This window comes from Amycolatopsis sp. NPDC104775, assembly GCF_055583325.1.
In genome coordinates, this window is sequence record NZ_JBVJOE010000008.1 from 338594 (window position 1) to 365579 (window position 26986).

The 26986-nt window shown below is 69.7% G+C and carries 29 protein-coding genes and 1 riboswitch; of the genes, 13 read left to right on the forward strand and 16 right to left on the reverse strand.

Annotation, left to right across the window (positions count from 1 at the left end):
• Positions 1-218 precede the first annotated feature (218 nt).
• A complete protein-coding gene (locus ACZ63D_RS32175; RefSeq protein WP_465358112.1) occupies positions 219-2972 on the forward strand; it encodes an AfsR/SARP family transcriptional regulator in 2754 nt (917 codons plus the stop codon).
• A gap of 302 nt (positions 2973-3274) precedes the next feature.
• On the opposite strand, the gene ACZ63D_RS32180 is transcribed toward ACZ63D_RS32175, so the two are convergent.
• From ACZ63D_RS32180 to ACZ63D_RS32205, 6 genes are all read right to left on the reverse strand, one after another.
• The gene (locus tag ACZ63D_RS32180) at positions 3275-3946 is read right to left on the reverse strand and encodes a hypothetical protein (RefSeq protein ID WP_465358113.1); all 672 of its coding nucleotides are present in this window, start codon (positions 3944-3946) and stop codon (positions 3275-3277) included.
• A 243-nt stretch (positions 3947-4189) separates the two neighbouring features.
• Positions 4190-5074, reverse strand: coding sequence for a hypothetical protein (locus tag ACZ63D_RS32185; protein ID WP_067580198.1), 885 nt, complete (start codon positions 5072-5074; stop codon positions 4190-4192).
• Positions 5071-5547, reverse strand: coding sequence for a DUF6932 family protein (locus ACZ63D_RS32190; protein ID WP_465358114.1), 477 nt, complete (start codon positions 5545-5547; stop codon positions 5071-5073). The genes ACZ63D_RS32185 and ACZ63D_RS32190 overlap by 4 nt, the downstream gene beginning before the upstream one ends.
• A gap of 71 nt (positions 5548-5618) precedes the next feature.
• Positions 5619-6065, reverse strand: coding sequence for a LapA family protein (locus ACZ63D_RS32195; protein ID WP_465358115.1), 447 nt, complete (start codon positions 6063-6065; stop codon positions 5619-5621).
• A 6-nt stretch (positions 6066-6071) separates the two neighbouring features.
• The gene (locus tag ACZ63D_RS32200; RefSeq protein ID WP_465358116.1) at positions 6072-6830 is read right to left on the reverse strand and encodes an OmpA family protein; all 759 of its coding nucleotides are present in this window, start codon (positions 6828-6830) and stop codon (positions 6072-6074) included.
• 121 nt (positions 6831-6951) lie between these two features.
• A complete protein-coding gene (locus tag ACZ63D_RS32205; RefSeq protein WP_465358117.1) occupies positions 6952-7770 on the reverse strand; it encodes an SGNH/GDSL hydrolase family protein in 819 nt (272 codons plus the stop codon).
• A 276-nt stretch (positions 7771-8046) separates the two neighbouring features.
• Between ACZ63D_RS32205 and ACZ63D_RS32210 the strand changes: the two genes are divergently transcribed.
• Entirely contained in the window at positions 8047-8730 is a 684-nt protein-coding gene (locus ACZ63D_RS32210; RefSeq protein WP_465358118.1) for a DUF3159 domain-containing protein, read from the forward strand.
• 90 nt (positions 8731-8820) lie between these two features.
• On the opposite strand, the gene ACZ63D_RS32215 is transcribed toward ACZ63D_RS32210, so the two are convergent.
• Both ACZ63D_RS32215 and ACZ63D_RS32220 read right to left on the reverse strand, forming a co-directional pair.
• Positions 8821-9783, reverse strand: coding sequence for an N-acetylglucosamine kinase (locus tag ACZ63D_RS32215; protein ID WP_465358119.1), 963 nt, complete (start codon positions 9781-9783; stop codon positions 8821-8823).
• Positions 9780-10823, reverse strand: a complete 1044-nt coding sequence (locus ACZ63D_RS32220) for an SIS domain-containing protein (RefSeq protein WP_465358120.1) — start codon at positions 10821-10823, stop codon at positions 9780-9782. Before ACZ63D_RS32220 ends, ACZ63D_RS32215 begins: the two co-directional genes overlap by 4 nt.
• Positions 10824-10978: 155 nt before the next feature.
• Between ACZ63D_RS32220 and ACZ63D_RS32225 the strand changes: the two genes are divergently transcribed.
• Genes ACZ63D_RS32225 through ACZ63D_RS32235 form a run of 3 tightly spaced genes read left to right on the forward strand, consistent with a single transcriptional unit; the run spans position 10979 to position 14018 of the window.
• Positions 10979-11728, forward strand: coding sequence for a GntR family transcriptional regulator (locus tag ACZ63D_RS32225; RefSeq protein ID WP_009084055.1), 750 nt, complete (start codon positions 10979-10981; stop codon positions 11726-11728).
• 4 nt (positions 11729-11732) lie between these two features.
• On the forward strand, positions 11733-13232 hold the full coding sequence (locus ACZ63D_RS32230) for an MFS transporter (protein ID WP_465358121.1): 1500 nt from the start codon (positions 11733-11735) through the stop codon (positions 13230-13232).
• A gap of 18 nt (positions 13233-13250) precedes the next feature.
• Positions 13251-14018 carry an NAD(P)-binding domain-containing protein gene (locus ACZ63D_RS32235; RefSeq protein ID WP_465358122.1) on the forward strand — a complete coding sequence of 256 codons (768 nt, stop codon included), beginning with the start codon at positions 13251-13253 and terminating at the stop codon, positions 14016-14018.
• On the opposite strand, the gene ACZ63D_RS32240 is transcribed toward ACZ63D_RS32235, so the two are convergent.
• Positions 13995-14426, reverse strand: a complete 432-nt coding sequence (locus ACZ63D_RS32240) for a MarR family winged helix-turn-helix transcriptional regulator (protein ID WP_465358123.1) — start codon at positions 14424-14426, stop codon at positions 13995-13997. The genes ACZ63D_RS32235 and ACZ63D_RS32240 overlap by 24 nt on opposite strands.
• Before the next feature lie 87 nt (positions 14427-14513).
• Here ACZ63D_RS32240 and ACZ63D_RS32245 point away from each other — a divergent pair, with 87 nt between their 5' ends.
• Positions 14514-15206 carry an SDR family NAD(P)-dependent oxidoreductase gene (locus ACZ63D_RS32245; protein WP_465358124.1) on the forward strand — a complete coding sequence of 231 codons (693 nt, stop codon included), beginning with the start codon at positions 14514-14516 and terminating at the stop codon, positions 15204-15206.
• 110 nt (positions 15207-15316) lie between these two features.
• Here ACZ63D_RS32245 and ACZ63D_RS32250 read toward each other — a convergent pair whose 3' ends face one another.
• Positions 15317-16261 (reverse strand): threonine ammonia-lyase, encoded by a 945-nt coding sequence (locus ACZ63D_RS32250; RefSeq protein WP_465358125.1) that lies wholly within the window; start codon positions 16259-16261, stop codon positions 15317-15319.
• Between the two features lie 155 nt (positions 16262-16416).
• On the opposite strand from ACZ63D_RS32250, the gene ACZ63D_RS32255 reads away from it, so the two are divergent.
• Positions 16417-17220, forward strand: a complete 804-nt coding sequence (locus ACZ63D_RS32255) for a hypothetical protein (RefSeq protein WP_465358126.1) — start codon at positions 16417-16419, stop codon at positions 17218-17220.
• Between the two features lie 77 nt (positions 17221-17297).
• On the opposite strand, the gene thiE is transcribed toward ACZ63D_RS32255, so the two are convergent.
• Entirely contained in the window at positions 17298-17963 is a 666-nt protein-coding gene (gene thiE / locus ACZ63D_RS32260) for a thiamine phosphate synthase (protein ID WP_465358127.1), read from the reverse strand.
• A gap of 30 nt (positions 17964-17993) precedes the next feature.
• A riboswitch (TPP riboswitch) is annotated at positions 17994-18100 on the forward strand.
• Between thiE and thiO the strand changes: the two genes are divergently transcribed.
• The 3 genes from thiO (at position 18097) to thiG (ending at position 20140) form a co-directional block, all read left to right on the forward strand.
• On the forward strand, positions 18097-19185 hold the full coding sequence (gene thiO, locus ACZ63D_RS32265; protein ID WP_465358128.1) for a glycine oxidase ThiO: 1089 nt from the start codon (positions 18097-18099) through the stop codon (positions 19183-19185). It overlaps the preceding riboswitch by 4 nt.
• Positions 19185-19385: a sulfur carrier protein ThiS gene (thiS, locus tag ACZ63D_RS32270; RefSeq protein WP_037361904.1), complete on the forward strand. Its 201-nt coding sequence runs from the start codon at positions 19185-19187 to the stop codon at positions 19383-19385. The genes thiO and thiS overlap by 1 nt, the downstream gene beginning before the upstream one ends.
• Positions 19386-19387: 2 nt before the next feature.
• The gene (thiG, locus tag ACZ63D_RS32275; protein WP_037807946.1) at positions 19388-20140 is read left to right on the forward strand and encodes a thiazole synthase; all 753 of its coding nucleotides are present in this window, start codon (positions 19388-19390) and stop codon (positions 20138-20140) included.
• Position 20141: 1 nt separating this feature from the next.
• Here thiG and ACZ63D_RS32280 read toward each other — a convergent pair whose 3' ends face one another.
• Positions 20142-21083 carry an NAD(P)-dependent alcohol dehydrogenase gene (locus ACZ63D_RS32280; RefSeq protein WP_465358129.1) on the reverse strand — a complete coding sequence of 314 codons (942 nt, stop codon included), beginning with the start codon at positions 21081-21083 and terminating at the stop codon, positions 20142-20144.
• A 57-nt stretch (positions 21084-21140) separates the two neighbouring features.
• Between ACZ63D_RS32280 and ACZ63D_RS32285 the strand changes: the two genes are divergently transcribed.
• Both ACZ63D_RS32285 and ACZ63D_RS32290 read left to right on the forward strand, forming a co-directional pair.
• On the forward strand, positions 21141-21764 hold the full coding sequence (locus tag ACZ63D_RS32285) for a TetR/AcrR family transcriptional regulator (protein ID WP_465358130.1): 624 nt from the start codon (positions 21141-21143) through the stop codon (positions 21762-21764).
• 143 nt (positions 21765-21907) lie between these two features.
• The gene (locus tag ACZ63D_RS32290; protein WP_037718524.1) at positions 21908-22339 is read left to right on the forward strand and encodes a MarR family winged helix-turn-helix transcriptional regulator; all 432 of its coding nucleotides are present in this window, start codon (positions 21908-21910) and stop codon (positions 22337-22339) included.
• Here the strand turns inward: ACZ63D_RS32290 and thiD (ACZ63D_RS32295) are convergent.
• Positions 22336-23169 (reverse strand): bifunctional hydroxymethylpyrimidine kinase/phosphomethylpyrimidine kinase, encoded by an 834-nt coding sequence (thiD, locus tag ACZ63D_RS32295; protein WP_465358131.1) that lies wholly within the window; start codon positions 23167-23169, stop codon positions 22336-22338. The genes ACZ63D_RS32290 and thiD (ACZ63D_RS32295) overlap by 4 nt on opposite strands.
• Positions 23170-23281: 112 nt before the next feature.
• Between thiD (ACZ63D_RS32295) and ACZ63D_RS32300 the strand changes: the two genes are divergently transcribed.
• A complete protein-coding gene (locus ACZ63D_RS32300) occupies positions 23282-24289 on the forward strand; it encodes a phosphatidylinositol-specific phospholipase C domain-containing protein (protein WP_465358132.1) in 1008 nt (335 codons plus the stop codon).
• On the opposite strand, the gene ACZ63D_RS32305 is transcribed toward ACZ63D_RS32300, so the two are convergent.
• Genes ACZ63D_RS32305 through thiC form a run of 3 tightly spaced genes read right to left on the reverse strand, consistent with a single transcriptional unit; the run spans position 24286 to position 26970 of the window.
• Positions 24286-24489, reverse strand: coding sequence for a hypothetical protein (locus ACZ63D_RS32305; RefSeq protein WP_465358133.1), 204 nt, complete (start codon positions 24487-24489; stop codon positions 24286-24288). The genes ACZ63D_RS32300 and ACZ63D_RS32305 overlap by 4 nt on opposite strands.
• A gap of 16 nt (positions 24490-24505) precedes the next feature.
• Complete coding sequence (thiD, locus tag ACZ63D_RS32310; protein ID WP_465358134.1) at positions 24506-25330, reverse strand: bifunctional hydroxymethylpyrimidine kinase/phosphomethylpyrimidine kinase; 825 nt, start codon at positions 25328-25330, stop codon at positions 24506-24508.
• On the reverse strand, positions 25327-26970 hold the full coding sequence (gene thiC / locus ACZ63D_RS32315) for a phosphomethylpyrimidine synthase ThiC (protein ID WP_465358135.1): 1644 nt from the start codon (positions 26968-26970) through the stop codon (positions 25327-25329). The genes thiD (ACZ63D_RS32310) and thiC overlap by 4 nt, the downstream gene beginning before the upstream one ends.
• Between the last annotated feature and the right edge of the window lie 16 nt (positions 26971-26986).

Consider the following 26986-nt stretch of genomic DNA (forward strand, 5'->3'; position numbering starts at 1 on the left):
CCGGTGGACGGCCACGAAAGACGGGTGGACCGCGCCCCCTGGCGGCCCGGCCGACGATCATTGAGTCCGGCCCCGCACCATCAGATCGGGACTGATGGTGCGGGGCCGGACTCGTCTGTTCAGGGGTCGAAATTCACGAAAGGGCGGTTTCTGCGGGCTGCCGCTGACGGTAAGTTGACACCTCTGGCTGGGGGTGAGCCTGGGAGGTGCGCGCGAGCATGGCCGATGGCGGCGCGCGGGTCGAACTGCTCGGCCCGGTGCGGCTGCTCGACGGCAGCCGCGCGGTTCCCGTCGGCGGCCCCGGGGTGCGGGGGCTGCTGGCGCTGCTCGCCCTGCGCGTGGGCAAGGTGGTGCCGCTCGAGGAGATCATCGACGCGCTGTGGGGCCACGATCCGCCCGCCACCGCCCGCACCATCGTGCACGGCAACGTGTCGCAGCTGCGCAGGCTGCTGCGGGAGATGGCCGATCCGGTCGCCGAGATCAGCACCCGTCCGCCGGGTTACCAGCTTTCCCTCGCGCCGGAGCGGATCGACGCGCATCGCGCGCGGGCTCTGCTCGACCAGGCCGCGCTGGAAACCCCGGAGAACGCCTCGAAGCTGCTCGCCGAAGCGCTCGCGCTGTGGCAGGGACCGGCGCTGTCCGGCGTGCCCGATTCGGTGCGGGCGCCCGAATTGGAGGAGCTGCGCCGCGCGATCCGCTACGCCCGGGTCAACGCGGATCTCGATCTCGGCCGGTACGACGAGCTGATCGTGGAGCTGAGCCCGATCGTCCGGGCCGATCCGCTCGCCGAACGCGTCGCCGGACAGCTGATGCGCGCGCTCTACCACGCCGGGCGGCGCGGGGAAGCGCTCGAGCTGTACCACACCGTTTCGCGGGCCACGCTCGGCTCGCTCGGCGTCGAACCCGGCGCGGATTTGCGCGCGCTGCACGAGCGCGTGCTCAACGACGATCTCGCCGCGCACGAGAGCGCGGAGCTGGAGCAGGCGGTCGCGCCGTCCCAGCTGCCGCCCGCGCTGCCGACGCTGGCCGGGCGCGAGGCGGAGGTCGAGTGGCTCGACGGGCTCGCCGAACGCGGCGACAGCACCGTGATCGTCTCCGGCACCGCCGGGGTCGGCAAGAGCGCTCTGGTCATCTGGTGGGCGCATCGCGCGGCCCGGTTGTTCCCGGACGGAGTGCTGTACGCGGCGCTGCAAGGGTTCGATCCGCATCAGCCGCCGCTGGAGCCGGGCGACCTGCTGTCGCAGTTCCTGCTCGGGCTGGGCGTGCCCGCCGACGAGGTGCCGGAGCACGTGCACGAACGCGTCGCGCTGTACCGCTCGCTGATCGCCGGACGGCGGATGCTCGTGCTGCTCGACGACGCGCGTTCGGCCGAACAGGTGCGTCCGTTGCTGCCGCCGGGTGCGCGGTCGATGACGGTGGTGACGAGCCGGTCGCGGCTGGAGGCACTGGCGGTGTCCCACGCGGCGAAGCTGCGCGTGCTCGGCACGCTCGCGCCGGAAGCCGCGGTGAGCGTGATCGAAGAATTGGCCGGGCCGGCGGATTTCGACCTCAACCACGCGCTGGCCCGGTTGTGCGGCTACCTGCCGCTCGCGCTGCGGATCGCCGGGGCCAAACTCGCCGCCAGTCCACAATGGACGCTCAAGGATCTCGTCGGCGAGCTGGGAAACGAACGCACCCGGCTGGCCGGACTGGACGTGACCGGAGCCGACGACGGCGTGCGGGCGGCGTTCGACGTCTCGTTCCGCGGCCTTCCGGAGGGTCTCGCCCGGACGCTGCTGCGGCTGGGCGCGGTGCCCGCCCGGCACACCGGACCGCATCTGACGGCGGCGATCGCGCAGATCCCGGTGGAGCAGGCCCGCCGCGAACTCCGCACGCTCGCCGCGCACAACCTGATCGCCGAAGTCTCGCGCGACGCCTTCGCTCCGCACGACCTGGTCCGGCTGTACCTGCGGGACCTGGCGGAAACCGAACTGGACCCGGCGGAACGCGCCGCGGTGCTCGACCGGGCGATCCGCTACCACCAGGCCGCCTCGGACACCGCGCGCCGGAAGATGCTGCGCATCGTCGACCCGCTCGACCTCACCGGCCTCGTGCCGCCGGAAAAGCTGCCGCCGCTGGAAACCTTCGCCCAGGCGCAGGATTGGTTCGCCGCGGAATGGCCGAACCTGCTCGCCGTGCTGGACGCCGCGCACGCCGACGGCCGCTACGCCGACGTCTGGCGGCTCGCCCGGGTCGCGCACACCTACCGCGTCGTCTGCCCGCTGTACGAGGAATGGATCCGGCTGGTCGACCTCGGCCTGGCCGCCGCCGAGGCCGCGAACGAGCCGCTCGGCCAGTGCTGGATGCTGATCTCCCGCTGCGCCATCGCGCTCACCTTCGAGCTGTCGCCGGGCAGCATCGCCGACGCCGAACGCGCGGTCGGGCTGGCCACCCGGCTCGACGGGCGTTCGCTCATCGTCGCCAAGATCCACCTCGGCAGCGTGCTGACGCTGCTCGGCCGCTACTCGGAGGCGATCGAACGGCTGCTGGAGGCCGTCGCGGAGACCGAACGCACCGGCGATCTCGAACTGCGCGGCCAGGCGCTCAACAACTGCGCCGAGACGGAAAAGCGCGCCGGCCGCCCGGCCGAGGCGATCACGCATCAGCTGGCCTCGCTGAAAATAGACCGCGAACTCGGCGACGACAGCTACGCCGTGGTGTCGCTGAACAACCTCGCCGAACTGCACCTGGGCATCGGCGACCTGGCGGCGGCGGAACGCTACGCGCGGGAGGCGGTGTCGCTGGCGGTCGTGCGGCAGTTCGAGCTGCAGGAGGGCATTCTGCGGGTCACGCTGGCGCGGATTCTGCGCGGCCAGGAGCGGCTGGAGCCGGCGCGGGAAGAGTACCGGCGGGCGATCGCGCTGTTCGAGCGGATGAATCCGCGGCAGGTCGAGGACTTGCGCAAGGAAGCGGCCGCTCTGGAGGAGCAGTAGCGCCCGCCCCTGGTCGGCCCGCGGTGAGCGGGCAGTCGGCGAGCCCGGCTCTTGTACAATGTTCAGCTGTGTTTTCGCTGGTCAACGTGGTAATAATCGCGTCCGCTTAGCGGATTCTTAGCCATTGGCCGGTCAGCGCGCGTAGGGTCGGCCGCGACGCTGGCGGAGCCCTAGGGGAGGGGCAGGCTGTGAAGCCGGCGACGGGACCGCGGCAGCACCGCGCGGACCTGGAAGAGCCGCCAGGAGCGGTTCGGTGGCGGTTGGCCGGCCGAGATGGGGGTAGGCCGGCCGGCCGCCAGGCTCTATTCGACGTTCGAGGTGCAAAGCGCGATCGAGCTGCCGCTGCTCTCGGCGACCTTCTTGCCGTCGACGAGGATCTGGCAGCTGATCTGGTTGGTCACGCCCGCGTTCGCGGTGTCCGCGGTGAGCGAGAGGACCGGCCTGCCGCCGTCGTAGGAGGCGTGCCCGTGCCAGTCGTCGGTGCTCGGCGGGGTGGACGCGGTGCGCTGGTCGTTCAGCGTGCCGAAGCGGACGGTCGCGCCGCCCGCCGAGGTCACGACGAAGTCGACCGAATGCTTCTCGCCCGGCTGCGGCGGAATGTGCAGTTCGCCCGCCCGCGCGGTGCCGAACATCGACGGGTACAGCAGCATCGCGCCGCACAGCAGGACGGCCAGCGCGGAAAGCGTGGTGCCGGTGAGCGCGACGCCGAATCCGCGCATTGTGCCCTTGGAGGAAAGGACGATTCCCGCAATTCCCCCGAGGAGTCCCAGACCGGCGACCGGCCAGCCGAGGAAACCCCAATCCGGGAGGAAGGCGACAGCGGCCGCGGCCAGTCCCAGCGTGACCCCGAGGCCGCCGGGCCAGTTCGCCTGCCGCCGGGACAGCGTCTGCTGGGGCGGGCGGGGCGGACCAGGGCGAGTAGTGGTCCGGCTGTGTCGTGCGGGTGCGGCCGGATACGGCTGCTCGGTCGTCATGCGTGCCTCTTCCGCCTTGGTTGGCGAAGACGCTAACGCAGATGGGCGCGAAGTTGGAATAATCGTTATCGAGTGACAATGTCATTCATTTACCGCGTCCGGGCAATCGGGGTCATTTCCCGCCGGATTGCCCGAAGCGGCGCCATTTGCTGCGCGGAAAAAGGGGATTCGCGCTGATTCCGAAGAGCGACCGCGTGCTTACCCGACGGCCCTGACCTGGCGACGCGATGTTCCGCACGCCATTCACTGATCGAAAAGGCTGACTTCCGGAGTGATCTCGAGAAGTTCGTGCACCGGCCTGCCGCGCCTGCCGTCGATGGTCGTGGTGCGCACTACGCGCAACCGCGCGGTCACCGGTCGATCGAGATTTTCTTTGATCTGGTCGAGCAGATCCGGGGCGACCGCGCCCTGAATGGTTCCGCCCGATTCCCGCTCCAGGTAGAAAATCCGCCGCCGGGTGCGCACGCCGTCGAGGCGTCCGGTCACCGTCTCGTAGCCGACCGCCTCGCGGGACTCGCGCAGGCTGCCCTGCAGCACCCTGGCCTGTTCGGTGGTCATGCTCCTGGTCACCTGCTCACCCGCGGTGGGCGTGAGCGCCATCCCGATGCCGGCGTGCTTGCTGACCGCGTTGACGACGTCGCTGACGGCGTTGCGCACCGTGTCGCGCTGCAGCAGCACCGCGTCGAGCGCGCCGTCGTCGGAACCGTTGGCGGGCAGGAAATCGCAGAGTTCCTTCACCGCGCGCTCGGACAGCGTTTCGATGCCGTCGTGGATCAGCGCGTCGTCGACCGCCGGTTCCGGGAAGCCGAAGAAGATCGCGTTGCCCGCCTGTCCTTTCTGGATCAGCGGGGCCTTGTCCCGGTCCGCCTGCTGGACGAAGGTGACCTCGTTCGACGGATTGCGGATGATGTGCCCGATCTTCGCCGTCGCGTCCTGCAGCGCGCGGCTGATGTCGGAAAAGGTGTACGCGTCGATGTGCGTTTCGCCGATCACCGACACGTGCAGCAGCGGCGCGCGGCAGGTGCGCTCGAACTTCGCGTTCGCCGCCATCGCCGAGGCCCGTGCGAGGTCGTCCAGCCACGTGCCGCCGGGGATCTCGTCGGCGATCCGCCGGAACTCGTTCCTCACCACACCATCTCCGGGATGCCTCTGCCGCCTTCGGCCCACACCGATTCCCACACGTCCTCGTCGCCGGGACGGCACAGGAAGCCGTCGAGCATGCCGCCGACCGGCTGGATCTGGTCGAGGTACATCGCGGGCTGGCCGACGATGATGCCGCGCAGGGTCAGCAGGCCGTACAGCGCGGTGCGGCCGCTGTCGTCCAGCCGCTTCAACGCGCCCCATTCGTCCGGCAGCAGCACCACGTCGAGCCCGCGCGGCGGATGCGCCGTGCGGGTGATGAACGCGCCGCCGAGCCAGGCTCGCCCGGACGTGATCACCCGCTGGGCGACGCCGAGGTAGCTGTTGAGCGCGCTGAACAGGATCTCGCGTTCGTTCTGGTGCGGCGCGTCGTAGACCAGCCGCTCGTAGACGTCGGCGAGGTCGGCGTGGTGACGGCCGGGCGGCAGCAGGTTCTGTGGCGTCCAGTGCGGAAGCGCCATCGGACCTCCTGACATCGTCCGGGGCCCTCGGCGCCCGCTTACCGTGCGTAGCCGAATCTACCAGGTGGGTGTCAGCCACCGCGTCCAGGTCGCCGCGGAGCGGGTTCGTCGTCGTGCGGCCAGTGCGGACTCCGCTGGTCCTCCTCGGGCCAGCTCAGTTCTCCGGACAGCCGAGGCTCGGGATCGGGCAGGGCGTGCCCGGCCGCGTGCTGCGGCGGACGGTGCTCGTGGTACGGCTCGTCCGGATCGACTTCCGGATAGTCGTTGTAGACGCGCTCCGGCTGGTCGTCGTACTGCGGGTACGCCGGTTCCTCGTGCTCCTCGTAGTCCTCGTACGGGTTCGCCGGCGGGATGTGCCGGGTTTCCTCGGCAGGCGCCTCCGCCGCCGCGGCCCGGTACGGCTCAGGTTCGGCGGCGGCCTTCGGCCGGGACGCCCGCGTGAACAGCCACATGACCGCCGCCCCGATCAGGAACGAGACGAGCAGCCACAGCCAGATCTGCCCGAAGAGCCAGAGCATCCGCCTTCACCTCTGTTCCACTGTGATCTCGACCCGCCGGTCGCTGTCGCCGTTCCCGTTATCCGCACTGCCCGTGCTGCCCGTGCTGGCCACCGCGAGCAAGCGGTCCGGCGGCACATCCTCGCGGATCAGCAACCGGATCACCGTCAGCGCCCGGTTGCGGGAAAGCTTGAGTGCCGCGCTGCGCCCGCCCGGACCGTCGGCGACCCGGCCGACGAGGCGGTAGCGCAGATTGTCCGGCGCGTCGCGCAGCAGCGGAGCGAGATCGCGCGCCGCCTGCTCGCCTTGGTCGGTGAGGTTCGCGGTTTCCGGTTCGAAAGTGATCGGCGCGGCCGCGAGCCTGCGGTCCAATTCGGCCTGCATCCCGTCGCGGTCGGTCGGCGGCGCGGAGGGCGTGGTGGACGGGCTCGGCGGCGGGCTGGACGACGGTGCCGACGACGGCGCGGGCGAAAGTTCGGGCGACGGCGCGGGTCGCACCGGCCCGGCCCCGCCGGAGGCTTGCGCGGATTCGACCCCGTCGACTCCCTGCACGATGCCCAGCGCGCGACCGGCTTCCTCGGCGGGAAACCCTTCGAGCGTCGCCTGCCGTCCGGAGAACTTCACGTCGCCGCCGCGGATCCCGGCCGCGTCGAGCGCCGAACGCGAGCGCGAGGCGAGGTCGTCCTGGATTCCGCTGCCCTGCAGCCACGTGGCCAGGCCCGCGAGCAGGGCCGTGACCACCACCGCGACGGGGATCAAGCGAAGCCACCCTCGTGCACCGGACATGAGAGGACCATATGCCGGGTCCGTCCGCTTGGCGACCTGGTGACAGCAGCCGTTCGGGTGGCTCTCGCGACAGTGCCGGCACCGGTGGTCACCGGCGCCGGCACTGTCGGGGAAACGGCGGTCAGGAGGCGGTCGCGTTGCCTCGCACGTCGAGGTCGAGGGCCGCCGCGTCGTTCGGCACGAGCGGAGCCAGCTCCGGGCGCTTCGGCGACAAACCGTCCCCCATGGACTCGCCGCGCAGCTGACGGCGGATCCACGGCAGCAGGTGCACCTTGGTCCACGCGAGATCGGAGCGCCGCGACGTGATCCAGGTGGCCGGCTCGGTGCTCGCCGGGTACGGCTCCCGCCAGTCCTCGGTGACCGGGACGCCGAGCACCTCGGCGGTGAGCAGTGCGATCCGGCGGTGCGCGTCCGGCGTGAAGTGCAGCCGGTCGTCGCTCCAGGCGCGGCGGTCGTGCAGCGGCTCCATCGTCCACAGGTCGACCATCTTCGCGCCGTGCCGGGCCGCGATCGCCCACAGATGCGTGTTGTAGATCGCGACCTTGCCGCGCAGCACGCTCATCACCGAGAGCGTCTTGGTGTCCGGCCCGTTGAAGATCACCACCGGGATCCCGGCCGCGCGCAGCTTCGCCACCCCCGCCTCGAAGCGCTCCGCGATGGCGTCGACGTCCGCCCCCGGCACGATCACGTCGTTGCCGCCCGCGCACAGCGTGACCAGGTCGGGCTTGAGTTCCAGCGCGATCGGGAGCTGCTCGTCCATGATCTCGTCGAGCATCTTGCCGCGCAGCGACAGGTTCGCGTACTGGAAGCCGGGCTCGTCGCCCGCCAGCATCTCGGCGAGCCGGTCGGCCCAGCCCCGGAACGTCCCGTCGCCCCGATGGTCGTTGAGCCCCTCGGTGAAGCTGTCCCCGATGGCTACGTAGCTGTTGATCCCGTACACGCTGGGTTCCCCTTTCCCGCTGGTGCGCGCCTGTTCCCCGTGAAGTCCCGGACCTAGTTGTACACCCCAACTAACAGTCGGATATCCCCGTATCCTTCCCGCCGGCCACGACTGGTTCAGCCGGATGTCACAGTCTCTTACCTTGTCGGGGGTTTCCGCCTCCCTATTACGGCATTTTCACCGGGACGAACCTCACGATCGGACCCGTACCGGGCGCCATGTGGGGTAGGTCTCCCGACCTGGGGGTCCGCCGCGAGTTGCGGCAGGCTGGAAGCTGTGACAGACGAGACTGCGAAGGGGCCGGCGCGGGAGTCGCTCACGCAGATCCTCGGCGGGCGGCGCGGCGCGATCGACGCCAGCATCCCGCCCGCCGCGTTCGTCGTCGGCTGGCTCGCCTCCGGCCAGTCGATCGCCTGGGGAGCCGGGGTCGCGATCGGCGTCGCCGTGCTGCTGGGCGTGTACCGGCTGATCCACGGCGACAAGGCGCGCGCGGTGGTGGTGAGCCTCGCCGCGGTGGTGATCGCCGCGCTGATCGCGATGCACACCGGCCGCGCCGAGGACTTCTTCCTTCTGCAGCTGTTCTCGAACGCGGCGAGCGCGCTGCTGTTCGCGGCGAGCATCGCGGTGCGCTGGCCGCTGCTCGGCGTGATCGTGGGAATACTGCTCGGGCAGAAGACCCGGTGGCGGCGCGATCCGGCCCTGCTGCGCGCGTATTCGTGGGCGAGCGGGGTGTGGGTGCTGCAGTACTTGCTGCGCGTGGTCGTTTACGGACTGCTGTGGTGGACCGGGCAGGTGGTGGCGCTCGGCGTGGCGCGCACGGTGCTCTCCTGGCCGCTGGTGGCCGCGACCGTGGCAGTGAGCGGCTGGGTCCTCTATCGGAGCCTTCCCGCAGAACACCCGGGCCTTCGCCTGGCGAAAGACCCGAGTGCGGGCGGGTCCGAAACCGGACCCGGAAGTTAAGGCGGCCCCCGGCGAGGGGGGAGGGTCCGGGGGCCGGTTCCTACGGTACCCGGACCGGAGGGGTTGAGTCGACGGTTTCGACTCTTCCGCTCAAGTTTTGGTGGCATTCACCCGTCGGGATGGTCGTGGGGTGTCCTCGCCCCACGCTCGCACCGCCGCCAGCCACGCCGCGCCGAGCACACCATCGGAGCTGGTCAGAACGTTGAGCCCGGCGAACTCGGCCCGCACGCGAGCCCCGGCCGGGCTGTTTTCGGCCAGTACGCTGCCCACGAGCACGATCGGAGTTTTTTCTTCCGGCTCGCGCGTGGCGCGGGCGATGCGCACGAGATGCCGGGCGCCCCGCGCCACGATTTCCTCCGCGCCGGGCTCGCCCGCGGCGGCTGCCGCACTCACCAGCGGCGCGTACCGGGCGAGCCGGACCGGGGGTTCGGCATTGGCATGGGTGACGAGCGCCCACATGACTTTGGCGCGGTCGGACAAGTCCACTGCGGACGGTCCGAACGCTTCGGCGAGGACCGCCTCGGGCAATCCGCCGAGCGGGCCGTCGCCTTCGAGCGCGGCCAGAGTGGCGCGGACGGCTTCGCGGCCGAGCCAGAAACCGGAGCCCTCGTCGCCGAGCAGCCAGCCGTGCCCGCCCGCGGTGGCGACCATCCGGCGGCCGCGGATGCGCCCGGCGATCGAACCGGTGCCCGCGACGAGCACGGTGCCGTCCGGCTCGGCCGTCGCGGACGCGTAAGCCACTTCGGCGTCGCCGGTCACCCGGACCAACCCGCCGAGCCCGATCCGCTCCCACGCCGCGGCGAACTCCGCGGCGACCGCTGGGTCGGACAGTTTGCTCTCGCCCGCCATGCCGACCACGACGCCGAGCACGCCGGCCCGTCCGTCCACTGCGGACTCGATGGCTCCGGCGATCCGGGCCGCCGCCTCCGCGGGCGGATGCGAGTTCGGATTCGCCCCCGCCGCGGCCGCGGTGCCGTGCACGACGCCGGCGGCGTCGATCGCGATCGCTCGCGTCGAGGTGCCGCCGGCGTCCACGCCTACTACGAGGCTCACCGGGTTTTGGTCACCTTCAGCAGACCGCGCGGGTTGTCCGGGTTGCCGCCGCGCGCGAGCGACAGCCCGAGCGCGATCCGCTGGATCGGCAGGATTTCCAGTACGGGAGCCAATTCCTCGACGGTCGGGGCGACCGGGATGCGCAGCGCGGCAGGCACGTCCTGCGCCGCCGAACCGACCGCGAGCACGTCCGCGCCGCGTTCGCCGACCGCTTCGAGCACCTCTCGCATGGCTTCGCCGCCACGGCCGAGGCTGGTGGCGGCGAGCACGGCGGTCTCGCCGTCGACCGCCGCGACCGGACCGTGCAGCAGGTCCGCGCCGCTGTACGCGCGGGCCGCGAGGTAGCTCGTCTCGGCCAGCTTCAACGACGCTTCGAGCGCGCTGGCGTAGGAGTAACCGCGGCCAGTGGTGAGCACGCGGTCGACAAAGCGATAACGGTCCACTGCGCGCTGCACGCCTTCGACGGCGCCGTCGAGTGTCTGCTGGGCCAATTCGCCGATCTTCTCGGCGTCTTCTCCCTTGCCGCCGCGAATCGCGTCGATGAAGAGATACAGCGCCATCAGCGTCGCCGAATACGTCTTGGTCGCCGCGACCGCCTTCTCGACACCGGCCCCGATGTCGATGCCCAGTTCCGAAGCCGCGCGCAGCGGCGAGTCCGGGGTGTTGGTGACCGACACGGTGAGCGCGCCCTGACGGCGGGCGGCTTCGGTGACCTCGATCAGGTCGGGCGAACCGCCGCTCTGGCTGACGGTGATGAAGAGCACGTCGCGCAGGTCCGGACGGGCTCCGTAGAGCGTCGCGGTGGACGGCGACACGAGCCCGGCCGGCAGCCCGAGGAGTACCTCGATCAGGTATTTCGCGTACAGCGCGCCGTGGTCGCTCGAACCGCGAGCGGCGAGCAAAGCGAACCGCGGCGGGTGCTGTGAAATCTTTTCCGCGACTTCCGCGATGCCGGACCGCCGCTCGACCAGCCCGGCGAGAACGCTGGGCTGCTCCGAGATCTCCGCGGCCATGTGCTCGCCGGGACGTAGTTGGGTCATCACTTTCCTCTCCGCCGGGACGGAGGTCCCGGTGTGCTGAGCGGCGTCCGGTCAGGTCTAGACCAATGCTAGCCGGGCGGAGCGGGTCGGGAGAAGGGTACGTTTCCTCACGGGGCGCTGGCGCGTTTAATGTGGGAAGACTGAGGGAGCCGGGCATGCTGGAGACACCCCCCGCGAGCGAGGCGGGGACTGCTGCGCGAGGGCAGCGCGAACCCAAGTACTGGGCGCTGAAGCAGCATTTGCTGGACCTGCTCGACGCACTGCCGCCGGGATCGCCGATCCCGACCGAGCGGGCGCTGGCGGGCGAGTTCACCGTTTCGCGCACCACGGTGCGCCAAGCGCTGGCGGATCTCACCGCCGAGGGCAGATTGCATCGCGTCCAGGGCAAGGGCACCTTCGCCGCCGAGCCGAAGCTCGCGCAGCGGCTGCAGCTGTCCTCTTATACCGAGGACATGCGCAAGCAGGGCTTGAAGCCCTCGTCCCAGTTACTGGAACTCGAAGAGCTGCCGGTCGAGGGCGAGATGACCAAGCTGCTGCAGCTGCGCAACGGCGCGAAGATCCTGCGGCTGCGCCGGCTCCGGCTCGCCGACGGCCAGCCGATGGCGCTGGAGACCACGCACCTTCCGCTCGGCCGGTTCCGCGGGCTGCGCAAGCACATCACCGCGGGCGGTTCGCTGTACGCGGTGCTGCGCGAGCATTACGGCGTCGAGCTGGAGCGCGCGGAGGAGACCATCGAGACCTCGCTGGCCGGGCCGCAGGAAGCGGAGATCCTCGGCGCGGACGTCGGCATGCCGGTGATGATGCTGACCCGGCATTCGTTCGCCACCGACGGCAAGCCGGTCGAGTTCGCCCGCGCGGTGTATCGCGGCGACCGGTACAAGTTCGTCACCACGCTGCTGCCCTGATCGCGTGACGACCGCGGGGGACACCGGCATCCGCTGGGGCACGCCCGCGGCTCGCGGCGTGCTCTGGACGACCATCCTCGGCTCGGGGATGGCGATGCTCGACGGCACGATCGTGAACGTGGCGCTGCCCCGGATCGGCGAGGAGCTGGGCGCGTCGGTCGCCGGTCTGCAGTGGATTCTCGACGGCTACCTGCTCGCCCTGGCCGCGCTGATTTTGGTCGCCGGGTCGCTCGGCGACCGCTACGGCAGACGGCGGATGTACCTGATCGGGGTCGTCTGGTTCGGCCTCGCGTCCGGGCTGTGCGCGGCGGCGACGTCGACCGAACTGCTCGTGCTGTTCCGCGTGCTGCAGGGAATCGGCGGGGCGTTGCTGACGCCGGGGTCCCTGGCGATCCTGCAATCGTCGTTCTCGCACGACGACCGGGCCCGGGCGATCGGCTCGTGGTCCGGGCTCGGCGGGATCGCCGCGGCGGTCGGCCCGCTGCTCGGCGGACTGCTGGTGCAGGCGTGGTCGTGGCGGCTGGCGTTCCTGATCAACCTGCCGCTCGCGGTGGTCGTCGTACTGATGGCGCGGCGGTTCGTGCCGGAGTCGCGGGACACCGCGGCGACCGGGCATCCGGATTACGTCGCGGCGGCGGTCGGCGCGCTCGGGCTGGCCGGGGTGACCGGGGCGCTGGTCGAGGCCCCGGTGCGCGGGATCGGCGACGCGGTCGTGCTGGTCGCATTGGTGGTCGGCGTCGCCGGGCTGGGGATGTTTCTCTGGCTTCAGCATCGGGCCGCCGAGCCGCTCGTGCCGCCTTCGTTGTTCCGCGACCGGACGTTCACGCTGTCGAACGCGCTGACGTTCGTGGTCTACGCGGCACTCGGCGGCGTGATGATGCTGCTGGTTCTGCAGCTCCAGGTGTCACTGGGTTATTCGCCGACGCTGGCCGGGCTGGCCGGATTGCCGATCACGGTGATCATGCTGCTGCTGTCCGGCCGGTCGGGGGCGCTCGCGCAACGGATCGGGCCGCGGCTGCAGCTGGTCGTCGGGCCGATCGTCGTCGGCGCCGGGATGCTGTTGCTGACGCGGGTGGGGCCGGGATCGTCGTATCTCGGGTCGGTGCTGCCCGCGGTGGTGGTGTTCGGGCTCGGACTGGCCACTGTGGTCGCTCCGGTCACCGCGACCGTGCTGGCCGCCGCGCCGGACCGGTACGCCGGGGTCGCGTCCGGGGTGAACAACGCCATCGCCCGATCGGGTGGACTTCTGGCGGTGGCGGTGCTGCCCGCCGCGGCAGGTTTGACGGGTTCGGCTTACCGGGACCCGGTCGCGCTGACCGCCGGATGGCGGACGGCACTGGTGATCTGCGCGGTGCTGGCGATCGCCGGCGGGCTGATCGCGTTGGGAATTCACAACGGGGTGCTCGGCGCCGCGGAAGCCGATGATTCGCCGCATCCCGGGGATTGCCTGCACTGCGGGGTGGAGGGACCGCCCACGCACGTCCATCCAGGTGGACATCACTGATCTTTCGCCGGGGGAATTGTGCTGGGGTTTGTTGGTGCCGGGGAGCTGACCGCGGCCATCGTGACCGGGCTCGACGGGAGCTTGCCGGTGGTGTTGTCGCCGCGCTCGCGGGAGATCAGCGCGGGACTGGCTGCGCGGTATCCGGACGTGCGGGTGTGCGCGAGCAATCAGGAAGTGCTTGATCAGGCGGACACGGTGGTCTTGGCCGTGCGTCCGCCGGTGCTGCGTGAAGTGGTGGACGAGCTGACGTTCCGGCCGGAGCACGTGGTGATCAGTGCGGTGGCCGGGGTGCGAACGGAGCAGGTGCGGGAGTGGGTCGCACCGGCTTCGCGAGTGGTGCGGTCGATTCCCTTGCCACAGGCGGCGCAGCGGCAGAGCCTCACCGCGATGTACCCGGAGGACGACGTCGCGCGGGAGTTGTTCGAGCGCGTTGGCGAGGTGGTGGTACCTCGTGATGAGCCGAGTTTGGAAGCGTTCAGCGCGGCTACGGCGACCTTCGCCGCGCACTTGGACTACTTGGCGACCATTGCCGGGTGGATGGCCTCGCAAGGAGTCGAAGCTGAGCTGGCCTCGGCGTACGTGGCCCAGGTGTTCGCGCAGGTCGGCAAGTCATTGGCCGGAGGCGGGCCGCTGGACGAGCTGACCTCCCGGCACATGACTCCGGGCGGGATCAACGAGCAGTTGCTGACTGCCCTTCGGCAGGGCGGGATGCCGGAGATGGTGCGGCGAGGATTGGACGCGGTGCTGGCTCGGCTGCGCGGGTCAGCCGCGGGACTGGGCGACTAGCCGGGCCTCGATGTTCTGCAGGGCCGTGATCAAGGTGCTGGTCTCTGCCGGGGAGGTCCTGTCGAGCAGCGCAGACCAGGTGTCACGCAGCCGTTGCAGATTCTCCGCTGCCTTCGGAGTGGGGTAGAGGCGTACTCTCCGGGCGTCGTCGAGGTCGGCTTCCCGGCGGATCAAGCCCTTCTTCTCCAGGCCCCGCACGGCTCGGCTGACGTTGCTGGAGATCATCTGCGTGGCCTCGGCGGCGGCGTTGACCGTGGTCCCCGGGTGGCGGTCGACGAACCGCATCACCGCTCCCTCCAGCGGCGTTCCCGACTCGGCGTTGGCTTCCTTGGCGGCATTGATGTGCCGGGCCACCGCGAGGATCAGGTCGGCCAGCTCGAAGAGCCGGGCGCTCTTTTCGTCTTCCACGCGACCAGCCTAACCCATTACCTATCGTTTGACAGGTATCTCATTCGCGCCGTAGGTTAGCTATCAAATGATAGCTAAGGAGCGCTCATGGCAGGCAAGAACGCACTGATCATCGGGGCCTCGCGCGGACTGGGCTACGCGCTCGCCGCCGAGTTCCTCGGGCGCGGCTGGCGGGTCACCGCGACCGAACGAACCCCCTCCGCGCTGCACGAGCTGGCCGGGTCGGCCGAGGGCAGGCTGACGGTGGAGACTGTCGACATCGCGGTGCCCGCCGAGGTCGCGGCGCTGCGCGAGCGGCTGGCCGGATCGGCGTTCGACCTGCTGTTCGTCAACGCTGGAACCAACTACACGACCGACCCCTCGGCGACCTTCGCCGACGTGTCCACCGAGGACTTCGTCCAGGTCATGGTGACCAACGCGCTGAGCCCCATGCGAGTCGTCGAAACCCTGCAAGATCTGGTCCCCGAGACAGGCACTCTCGGCGTGATGTCGTCGGGCCAGGGCAGCGTCACCGACAACACGAACGGCGGCTTCGAGGTCTACCGGGCGAGCAAGTCCGCGCTGAACCAGCTCATGCGCAGTTTCGCCGCGCGGCACGCCGACGACCCGCGCACGCTGCTGCTCATGGCGCCCGGCTGGGTGAAGACGGACCTCGGCGGACCGAGTGCGCGGCTGACCATCGACGAGAGCATTCCCGGCGTCGCCGACACGATCGAAGCTTGGGCGGGCAAGGGCGGGCTGCACTACCTGGACCGGCAGGGGCAGACCGTCAACTGGTGACTGGCCGCCGCTGCGGCGGAGGTCCGTGAAGGACTCCTTGACGTCTTCAAGCAGTCCTTCACGGGCGTCCGCGGCAACCCGGCACACCCCATGCGGCTGGGGCGGCTGAGCTAGGCGAGCAGTTCGGCCAGCATCGCCGGGTCGATGTTCCCGCCGGAAACGATCGCCACGGTGCGTCCGCCGGGCAGTTCGTCGGCGTGGTGCAGGTAGGCGGCCGGGGCGGTGGCACCGCTGGGTTCGGTGACTAGGCGGCCCTGCCGGGCCAGCGCGCGGACGGTGTCGCGGATTTCGTCCTCGGTTACGGTGATCACGCCGTCCAGGACGCGCCGCAGGTGCGCGAAGGTGAGTTCGGACGGTTGCGCGCGCAAGCCGTCCGCGATCGTGCGGGCGCGGTCGGCGATGGGCCAGTCCACGCGTTCGCCCGCGGCGAGGCTGGCTGCGGTGTCGGCGGCCAGTTCCGGTTCGACGCCGTACACCTTCGCGTTCGGGCACTTCGCCTTGATCGCGGTGCCGACTCCGGAGGCGAAACCGCCGCCGCTGACCGGGACCAGCACGGTCTCGACGTCCGGCAGGTCCTGTGCGATCTCCAGCCCGACGGTGCCTTGCCCGGCGATGATGTCCGGGTGGTCGAAGGGCGGGATGAGCGTGAGGCCGCGTTCCTCGGCGAGTGCGAGCGCCGCCGATTCCCGTTCCGCGATCGGCACCTCGCGGACTTCCGCGCCCCAGCGCAGCGTCGCTTCGACTTTCAGCCGCGGCGTGACGTCCGGCACGACGATCACCGCGGTGATCCCGAATTCGCGGGCGGCGTAGGCGACCGCTTGCGCGTGGTTGCCGCTCGAATACGCGACCACGCCGCGCTTCCGTTCGGCGTCGGTGAGTGCGGCGATCGCGTTGTACGCGCCGCGGATCTTGAACGCGCCGATCGGTTGCAGGCTCTCGGGTTTCACCCAGAATTCGCCGGGAACCCAGAGCTGACGCAGCAACGGGGTGCGCACCGCGGTGCCCTTCACCCGCTCGGCCGCGGTTTCGATGTCGGAGATCGTCACGAGGTGCATGAGCTGAGTATGTCAGGAAAGTGTGAGCTCTAGTTTATCCATTGTGGACAGTCAACGTGGCGTCCCTCACGCCGGGGCAACGAAGGGAGCACCTCACGCGACTTAACCGTTGAAGAAACAGGGAAGAACGGCTGGGAAACGATCAGATCGGAATCATGAGCGAGGAGCAGAAGGAAGCGCCGGAGGAGAAGAAGAACATCCGGATGACCTCGGTGCTCGCCGCGGCGCTCGCGGCGGTCACCGCGGCGTTGCTGGGTTCGACGCTGGGGGTGGCGGGGACAGTTATCGGCGCCGGGGTGGCCAGTGTGGTCAGCACGGTCGGCGGTGAGTTGTACCTGCGTTCTCTGCAGCGCACTCGTGATGCCGCTCGGAAAGCCCTTGAGACGGCTGCTCGGCGTAGCCGTAGCGGACTGTCGCCGGTGCAGGTGCCGGTTGACGCCGTGCGTGAGTCCGCGCCTGGTGCGGCACCGACGGTGCATGTGCCCGATGACCTGGCGAACATGCCGACGGTCCGGTTGTCCGAGCTGCGGCCGACTGAGCCGGAAAAGGCCGACACGCTGGGCGAGAAGCTTCGCAAGATGCGGTGGCCGCTGATCATCGGGTCCAGTGCGGTGGCGTTCGTGGTCTCGCTGGTCGTTTTGCTGGGGATCGACTGGACGACCAAGGGCGGCGTATCCACGGGGCTGATTCCGCGGCAGCCGGATACCAGCCAGCACGAGGACGAGCGCCGGGACAACACGCCCAGCACCGAGCCGCAGGTGCCGCCTTCTGGCGAGTCGCGGCCGAACAAGCCGACGTCCACCCCGACGACGACACCGTCCGCTCCGCCGTCTAGCAACCCGACGCAGGAGCCGAGCCGGGTGCCTTCGACGTCCTCCAAGCCGAGTACGTCTTCGCAGGCGCCCAGCACCAACCAGACGCCTACTGCTCCCGCGGTTCCGTCCAACGGCGGGGAGTAGCGTCCCGCCGCTGTCCGTGCGGGGACTTGCACCGCGTTAAAGTCCCCGCACGGTCCGTTGCCAGGCGACGAACCTCCTTAAGAAAGCCGAGCCCGCAACGCCTCCGCCGCTGCCCGAGGATCTTCCGCCTCGGTAATCGCCCGGACCACCACCACCCGAGACGCCCCGGCCTCCACGACCTCGGCCATCCGCTCCAGATCGATCCCGCCGATCGCGAACCAGGGGCGCTTCGGATCGCTCGCCGCGGTGGAGCGGACCAGGTCGAGGCCGGGGGCGGAGCGTCCGGGTTTGGTGGGAGTGGGCCAGCAGGGGCCGGTGCAGAAGTAGTCCACTCCGGGTTCCGTCGCGGCCGCGGTCGCTTGCTCCGCCGAATGGGTGGATCGGCCGATCACTACGTCGTCGCCCAGGATTCGGCGGGCCAGCGAGACCGGGATGTCGTCTTGGCCCAGGTGCAGGACATCGGCGCCTACGGCCAAGGCTACGTCCGCTCGGTCGTTGACCGAGAGCAACGCTCCGTGGCGCGCACAGGCCTCCGCCAGGATTTCCAGGGCTGCGATTTCCTGCTTGGCCTCGAGGGGTGCGCCGCCGGTCTTGTCGCGTAGCTGCACGATGTCCACGCCGCCGGCAAGGGCCGCGTCGGCGAACTCGGCCAGGGCGCCGCGGGAGGTGCGGGCGTCGGTGCACAGGTACAGCCGGGCATCGGCGAGCCGGGCGCGAATCTGGTCTCCGGTCAAGGCAGGCATGGCGGTGACGTTACCCGCGCGCTACGGTGTGGGAGTCCGCACGGGAGCCCGAGGCAACGGGCTGAGAGGGAGCTGCCGCTCCGACCGTGGAACCTGATCCGGGTCATGCCGGCGCAGGGAGCGTGATTCCACTGTGAACACCAGCACCACAACCGTCACTGTCGTCGGCGGCGGCGTCATCGGGCTGTCCGTTGCCTGGCGCGCGGCCGCTCGTGGATGGCGCGTCACGGTCGTCGACCCGGACCCCGTGCGGGGCGGCGCGTCCTGGCTGGCGGGCGGGATGCTCGCCCCGGTCACCGAGGCATGGCCGGGTGAGGAAGCCGTGCTCAGCCTGGGGGAAGCGTCGTTGCGGCGCTGGCCGGGCTTCGCGCGGGAGCTCGCCGCCGAGGGCACCGATCCGGGGCTGGCCGAGCACGGCACGATCGTCGTCGGGTTCGACAGCGCCGACGCCGGGCACCTCGACATCCTCGCTGGGTACCTGCGTTCGCTCGGCCGCGACGTCGAGACGCTCACCGGTCGCGCGGTGAAGCGGCTCGCGCCGGGCGTCGGTGCCGTACGCAGCGGCCTGCACGTGCCGGGCGATTTAGCCGTGGACAACCGAAAACTGCTTACTGCGCTGAGCGAAGCGGCTACGAAGCGTGGGGTCGAGTTCCGTCGCGAACGGCTGCAGAGCCTTTCCGAAGTGTCCGGTCCGGTGGTCCTCGCCGCCGGAGCATGGACCGGTCAGCTGCATCCGTTGCTGGAGCACGCTGTACGCCCGTTGAAGGGCGAGATTCTGCGACTGCGTCCGCGTCGCGGCTGTCTGCCGCCTCCGCCGTACACGGTGCGCGCGATGGTCGAAGGACGGCCGATCTATCTGGTACCGCGAAAAGACGGCGAACTGGTTCTTGGCGCGACACAGTACGAAGCCGGTTTCCACCAGGCCGTCACCGCACGCGGCGTACGCGAGCTGCTGGAAGGCGCGGAACGGATTTTGCCCGGCATCACGGAGTACGAACTGGTGGAAGTCGCCGCCGGACTGCGGGCCGCGAGCCGCGACGCTTTGCCGTACATCGGTGAAGTGAGCGAAGGCGTGTACGCGGCGACAGGCCACCACCGCAACGGTTTGCTGATGGCGCCCGCGACTGCGGACGCCGTGGTCGCGTGGCTGGCTGGCGAAACCCCGCCGCCGGAGGTCGCCGCGGCGACGCCCGCCCGGCTGGTCGAGAAGGAGCGAGTCTGATGGAGATCAAGGTCAACGGCGAATGGCGGGAATTTCCCGACGACAGCACCGTTTCCGCGGTCCTCGACGCGCTGGGAGCGGAACGCCGGGGCGTGGCCGTCGCGGTCAACGGCGAGGTCGTGCGGCGTGGCGAATGGGAAGAAGCGGTCGTGCCGAAGGGCGCGCAGCTCGAAGTGCTGACCGCGGTTCAAGGAGGTTGAGCATGGACGACCTGATCATCGGCGAGCACAAGCTGTCGTCGCGATTGATCATCGGCACCGGTGGCGCGGCGAATCTCGAGGTGCTGGAACGAGCGCTGGTCGCGTCGGGCACCCAGCTCACCACCGTGGCGATGCGCCGCGCCGACGCCGAGGGCGGCTCCGGCGTACTGGAGTTGCTGCGGCGCTTGGACATCGAACTGCTGCCCAACACCGCGGGCTGCCGGACGGCGGCCGAAGCCGTGCTCACCGCCCAGCTGGCCCGCGAGGCGCTGGAAACGAACCTGATCAAACTCGAGGTGCACGCCGACGACCGCACCCTGCTTCCCGATCCGCTGGAAACCCTCGAAGCCGCCGAACGCCTGGTGGCGGACGGGTTCACGGTGTTCGCCTACACCAACGACGACCCGGTCCTCGCGCTTCGGCTCGAAGAGGCGGGCTGCGCCGCGGTGATGCCGCTCGGCGCTCCGATCGGCACCGGGCTGGGCATCCGGAATCCGCACAATATCGAGCTGATCGTCTCGCGCGCGTCGGTGCCGATCGTGCTGGACGCGGGGATCGGGACGGCGTCGGACGCCACGCTGGCGATGGAACTCGGCTGCTCCGCGGTGCTGCTGTCGACGGCGGTCACCCGGGCGGCGGATCCGGAACGGATGGCGCTGGCGATGCGGAGCGCGGTGGAGGCCGGGTATCTGGCGCGTGGCGCGGGGCGGGTGCCGCAGCGGTTTTGGGCGCAGGCGTCGAGTCCGCCGCGCTGAGCTAAGCCTCGGCGACGATTTTGCCGCGCACACCGCCGGTTTCGAGCGCGCGGTGTGCCGCGGCGAGGTCCGCCAACGGAAACACCCGGTCCACCAACGGCCGCACCAGCCCAGCGGTGACCCACCGGCTGAGGTCGGCGAGCAGGTCGGCCCGGGGATTCCCGCTGAACGCCCGCACCCAGCGCTGGGGCCGCAGCGAATTCGCCGCCACATAGCCGAGCGTGCGGGCTGGCTGGTCGAGGTCGAACGCGATCGTGACCATCCGCCCGCGCGGGGTCAGCAGCCGCCGGAACGCGCCCAGGTCCCGCCCGACGGTGTCGAGGATGACGTCGAACTTCCCCAGTTCGCCCGGAGCGCGGTAGTCGAGCGCGACGTCCGCGCCGAGTTCCCTTGCCAGCTCCAGGTTTTTGGCGCTGGCCAGCCCGGTCACGTGCGCGCCCATCGCCTTGCCGAGCTGGGTGGCCACAAAGCCGACCCCGCCGGTCGCGCCGCGGATCAGCAGACGCTCGCCGGGTTTGAGATGAGCTTTGTCGCGCAGGGCGGTGATCGCGGTGCTCCCCGCCAACAGCGACGCCGCCGACGCGGGATCCAGCTCGGCTGGCACGTGGTCCAGCCGATCAGCGGCCATCGCGGAGTACTCGGCGGCGGTGCCCATCCGCCGCCCGATGCCCCACACGAGGTCGCCGACGGCGAACCGGCTTGCTGCGGGTTCGACGACCTCGCCGACCAGGTCCAAGCCGATCCGCTTGGGAAAACGCTTGCCGCTGAACGGAAGCAGCTTCCCGGACCGCAGAGCGAGCTCGCCGCCGTTGACTGACAGGGCGCGCACTCGGACGAGGACCTCGCCGGGACCGGGCACGGGTTTCGGAACATTCGCTTCGTGCAGGACTTCCGGTGGTCCATAGCGGTCGTAGACGATGGCGCGCATCGAAGTGGAAGGCATGTTCCACTTCTAGCACGGAAAATGGAAAGGGTCTTCCGGTTCGGCTAAAGTGAGAGAGTGCCGGAGAAATCGACTCGGTTGCGCACCGACGCCGCCCACAATCGCGCGCACCTGCTCGAGGTCGCCGAGCGCACCTTCGAGACCGAGGGCCTGGACGTGTCGATGAGCGAGCTGGCCCGTCGCGCCGGCCTTGGCGTCGCCACGGTGTACCGCCATTTCCCGACCAAGGCCGACCTCGTCGCCGAAGCCTTCGCCGGGCCGATGGCGGAATGCGCGGGCATGCTCGACGAGGCGCTCGCCGACCCCGATCCCTGGCGCGGCTTCTGCCGGGTGATCGAGGAGGTGTGCTCGATGCAAGCGCGCAACCACGGTTTCTCCGCCGCGATCGTGACCGCGCTGCCGGATCAGGCTGTTTTCGCGGAGCTGCGGGACCGTGCGCTGCGAGCGTTCACCGAGCTGATCCGCCGAGCGCAGGAAGCCGGTGCGCTGCGGGCCGACTTCGCCGTATCCGACCTGTCGTTGATCCTGCTGGCGAACGGCGGGCTGCGCTCCGGCGCGGGAACGGCGGCACCGGCGGCGTCGCGTCGGCTCGCCGGCTATCTGCTGCAGTCGTTCCGGGCCGAGGCGGCCGCGCCGCTGCCGCCGCCCGCGGAGCTTCCGCTCGACGTGTCGGTGCTCTAAATGGGCGGCCAGGCTGCACAAATGCCCGGGTCGTGGTGATTTCGCCCGCGCTTGACACGGATTGAGCACGGGCACGCCGTATGGTTGACGGCACCCTTTCCGGCGCACCCAGCGGCGGGCACCAGCGTCAGAAGGAGCCGATCGTGACTCTTTCCTCGGTCCAGGACGTAACGGGCCGGTTGTATCTCGCGGTAGGGCGGCTTTCCCGCTCGCTGCGCCAGGCGGGCGCGCCCGGGCCTGGACACGGGTCGATCTCCGCGCTGGCCACGCTCGTCCACTTCGGCGAGCTGCGCCTCGGCGACCTCGCGGCGAAGGAGGGGGTCGCGGCGGCCACGATGTCGCGGATCGTGGCCACGCTGGTGGAGGCCGGTTACGTCACCCGCGAATCCGACCCGGTCGACCGGCGCGCCTGGCTCGCCCGCGCCACCGAAGAAGGCGAACGCCTCGTCTCCGGCGTGCGGTCTACCCGCGTGCAGGAGCTCAACCGCCGCCTCGACCGGCTCACGCCCGAGGCGCGCGAGTCGATCATCGCCGCACTGCCCGCGCTGGAAGCCCTGATCTCGGACGAGGGCTAGCGTTCTTCGGGAGCCAGCCGCCAGAACGCCGACACCGGGCCGACTTTCGCGCCCATCGGGTAAGAGTGTTCGACGGCCTGCGAGACGAACCACTTGCCGTAGCGCGCGGCCTCGACCACCGGCATGCCCTTGGCCAGCCCCGCGGTCAACGCGGAGGCCATGGTGTCGCCCGCCCCGTGCGTGTGCGGGGTCTGCCAGCGCGGGCCGGGCAGCTCAACGAAGGTCGAACCGTCGAAAAGCAGGTCGACGCACTCCGGGTCGGACTGCAGGTGGCCGCTCTTCACGAGCACGTACTTCGGGCCGAGCTGGTGCAGCACGACGGCCGCGGTGTGCATGCCTTCGCGGTCGGTCACGGTCAGGCCGGTGAGCAGCCGCACCTCGTCCAGGTTCGGGGTGAGCACGGTGGCGCGCGGCAGGAGTTCGTCGCGCAGGGCGGCGAGGCCGTTGTCGTCGAACAGCGACTGGCCGGTCATCGCCGCGGCCACCGGGTCGACCACGAACGGGATCGCGCCGTCGCGGCCGATCCCGGCCTTGTCGCAGGCCGCCGCGACCGCGTGGATGATCTCCGCGGACGCGAGCATGCCGGTTTTCGCCGCGCCGACGCCCATGTCCGCCGCCACCGCCTCGATCTGCCCGGCCACGATGTGCGGCGGCAGATCGGAGCGGTCGTGCACGCCGAGCGTGTTCTGGACGGTGACCGCGGTGACCGCGACCAGGCCGTGCACCCCGCAGGTGAGGAAGGTCCGCAGGTCCGCCTGCAGTCCGGCGGCCCCGCCGGAATCCGATCCGGCGATGGTGAGCGCCGACGGCGGGCTCGGGTTCTCAGTCATGTGCGCGTTCCGACTTCTGGTCTGGTCCATTGAGGCAAAGGTGCTTCATGCACAGTCCACCACGATGGCACAGTAAACGTCCGTGCTGGTCCTCCTGCCGAAGGAGAAATCTGTGAAGCTCGCCGCGGCCGGTCTTCTCCTCCTGTCCGCGCTGGCCGTGCCCGGGGTGGCGCACGCGGACAGCCCGAAGCTCTCGCACGTGACCACGGTCGGCGTGCACAACACCTACGATCCGGCCGCGTACCCGTACCTCGCGCAGGCGCTGGACAACGGCTCGTCCCTGCTCGAACTCGACGTCTGGCCGGACTTCTTCACCCACGAGTGGAAGGTCAGCCACTCCAACCCGCTGGGCAACGGCAACAACTGCGTCGACGCGCGTTCGGCGGCGGACCTTTACTCCGGCGAGACGAACAAAGACCTCGAATCCTGTCTGGACGACATCCGGATCTGGCTCGGCGCGCATCCCGGGCATACCCCGCTTACCTTGAAGATCGAAATGAAGACCGGTTTCTCGGCGAACACCGGCCTCGGCCCAGCCCAGCTGGACGCCGCTTTCCGCGACCATCTCGGCGATGCCGTGTTCAAGCCGGCCGACCTTCTCGGCAGCCACGCCACGCTCGACGAAGCGTCCAAAGCGGACAATTGGCCGACGCTGGACGCGCTGCGGGGCAAGGTGCTCACCGAGATCATCCCCGGCACGGTCGAAGAGGGAAACCCGACCGACACCCTGCACACCGACGTCGAGTACGCCGGGTATCTGCTGGACCAGAAGGCGGCCGGGAAGCTGAATTCGGTACAGATCTTCCCGACCGTGCACGGTGCCGCGGGCGGCGACCCGCGGGACCAATACTCCGCGGACCAGAAACCGTGGTTCGTCGTTTTCGACGGGGACGCGAGCGAATGGCTCGCGAAGGCCGGAATGTCCTGGTACGACGAAAACCACTACTACGTGGTGATGACGGACGCGCAAAACGTCGCGCCCGCCATCGACGACCACAACCCGACCGTTGACCAGGCGACTCAGCGCGTGGCCGAGCTGGCCAAACAGCACGCCTCCGTGGTGACGTCCGACTGGACCGGCCTCACGACCGTGTTGCCGATGGTGGACGCGCGCGGCTAAAACCGCGGCGGCGGTTTCAGCACGGACATCCGGTATTCGTACACCGCTTGCGCTTCGGCGATCCCCGGCCGGGGCGTAACGCCCGATTTGCGGATCGTTTTGACCGCCGAAGCGGTGCGGTGCTCGGTGACCAGGCCGTCGACCGCGTGCTGCACCTCAAGCGGCAGCCTCGCCCACAACGCTTCCGGTGTCTCGCTCATCCGGCCAGTGTCGCATTCACCGCGGGTTCGCGAGCCGCCAGAACGGGGAGACCGGGCCGACTCCGGCACCGAGCGGGTACGCCTCCAGGACGCAGCGTTCGATGAACCGTTTCGCCTCCGCGACCGCCGTGGGCACGTCCGCGCCCTTCGCGAGCGACGAGGTGATCGCCGACGCCATGGTGTCGCCACCGCCGTGGGTGTTTTCCGTGTCGATCCGCGGACCGCTCAGCTCGATCACCGCCGAGCCGTCGGTCAGCAAATCGACACAATCCGCGGCGTCGTAGAGGTGCCCGCCCTTGACCAGGACCCACTGGGAACCGAACTCCAGCAACGCTTCCGCCGCCGTGCGCTGGCTCGTGGCGTCAGTGACCGTGACGCCGGTCAGCAGCCGGACCTCGTCGAGATTCGGCGTGACGAGCGTGGCGCGCGGGAACAATTCCGTCCGGATCGCTTCCAGCGCTTCTTCGCGCAGCAGGGCGTGGCCGGTCATCGACGCGGCCACTGGGTCGACGACGAACGGCGTATCCGTGCTGCGTCCAATGTGGACTTCGTCGAGGGTTTTCGCCACCGCCTGAATGATGTCCGCGGTAGCGAGCATGCCGGTCTTCGCCGCGTTGACGCCCATGTCTTCGGCGACCGCTTTGATCTGCGCGGTGACGACGTCGACCGGGATCTCGGAAAACCCTTGCACGCCAAGAGAATTCTGCACGGTGACCGCGGTGAGCGCGACCAGTCCGTGTACTCCGTTGGCGAAGAACGTGCGCAGGTCGGCCTGCACGCCCGCACCACCGCCGGAATCGGATCCGGCGATGGTGAGGGCGGTGCGGGGCGTGCGTGTCACTGGTTGACCACGGGAAGGTAAACCTTGTTGCCCTGCTCGGAAAACTCCGCGGACTTCTCGGCCATGCCCGCCTCGATCGCCTCCACAGAGGACAGACCGTGTTCCTCGGCGTACTTGCGCACGTCCTGGGTGATCCGCATCGAGCAGAACTTCGGCCCGCACATCGAGCAGAAATGCGCGGTCTTCGCCGGTTCCGCGGGCAGCGTCTCGTCGTGGAAGGACCGCGCGGTGTCCGGGTCGAGCGACAGGTTGAACTGGTCGTTCCACCGGAATTCGAAGCGGGCCTTGGACAATTCGTCGTCCCAGTCCTGCGCGTACTGGTGGCCCTTGGCCAGGTCGGCGGCGTGCGCGGCGATCTTGTAGGTGATCACGCCGGTTTTCACGTCGTCGCGGTTGGGCAGGCCGAGGTGTTCCTTCGGCGTGACGTAGCACAGCATCGCCGTGCCGTACCAGCCGATCTGCGCCGCGCCGATCGCCGAGGTGATGTGGTCGTAGGCCGGAGCGATGTCCGTGGCGAGCGGGCCGAGCGTGTAGAACGGGGCCTCGCCGGTGAGCTTTTCCTCCAGCTCCACGTTTTCCTTGATCTTGTGCATCGGCACGTGGCCGGGGCCTTCGATCATCACCTGCACGTCGTGCTCGCGCGCGATGTGCGTCAGCTCGCCGAGGGTTTCCAGCTCCGCGAACTGGGCGCGGTCGTTGGCGTCCGCGATCGAGCCGGGGCGCAGGCCGTCGCCGAGCGAGAACGTGACGTCGTACTCGCGCAGGATCTCGCACAGTTCGGAGAAATGCGTGTACAGGAAGGATTCCTGGTGGTGCGCGAGACACCAGGCGGCCATGATCGACCCGCCGCGGCTGACGATGCCGGTGACCCGGCGCGCGGTCAGCGGGATGTAGCGCAGCAGCACGCCGGCGTGCACCGTCATGTAGTCGACGCCCTGCTCGCACTGCTCGATCACGGTGTCGCGGTAGATCTCCCAGGTGAGCTTTTCCGGCTCCCCGTTGACTTTTTCCAGCGCCTGATAGATCGGCACGGTGCCGACCGGGACCGGCGAGTTGCGCACGATCCACTCGCGCGTTTCGTGAATCCGCTTGCCGGTGGAGAGGTCCATGATCGTGTCGGCGCCCCAGCGGGTGGCCCACACCATCTTGTCGACCTCTTCCTCCACAGAGGACCAAACGGCCGAGTTTCCCATGTTGGCGTTGATCTTCACCAGGAAGTTCTTGCCGATGATCATCGGCTCGGTCTCCGGATGCTTGCGGTTGACCGGAATCACTGCGCGGCCGCGGGCGACCTCGTCCCGCACGAACTCCGGAGTGCAGCGCTCCCGCGCGGCGATGAATTCCATTTCCCGGGTGATCACCCCGGCTTTGGCCCAGCCGAGCTGGGTGTTGTGCTCGCGCCCGTCGGCCCAGCCGGAGCGGAGCGGGTGCAGTCCTTTGTGGACATCGATGTTCGCGTCCGGATCGGTGTAGGGGCCGGACGTGTCGTACACGTCGAAATGCTCCCCGTTCGACAGGTCGATCCGCCGCGCCGGAACCCGCAGCCCGGATTCGGTGCGGTGATAGACCTTCCGCGAGCCGGTGATCGGCCCGGTGGTGACGGACGGAGCGATGGCACCCTGATTTTCCAGCGTCGTCAACGACGTTCACTCCCTA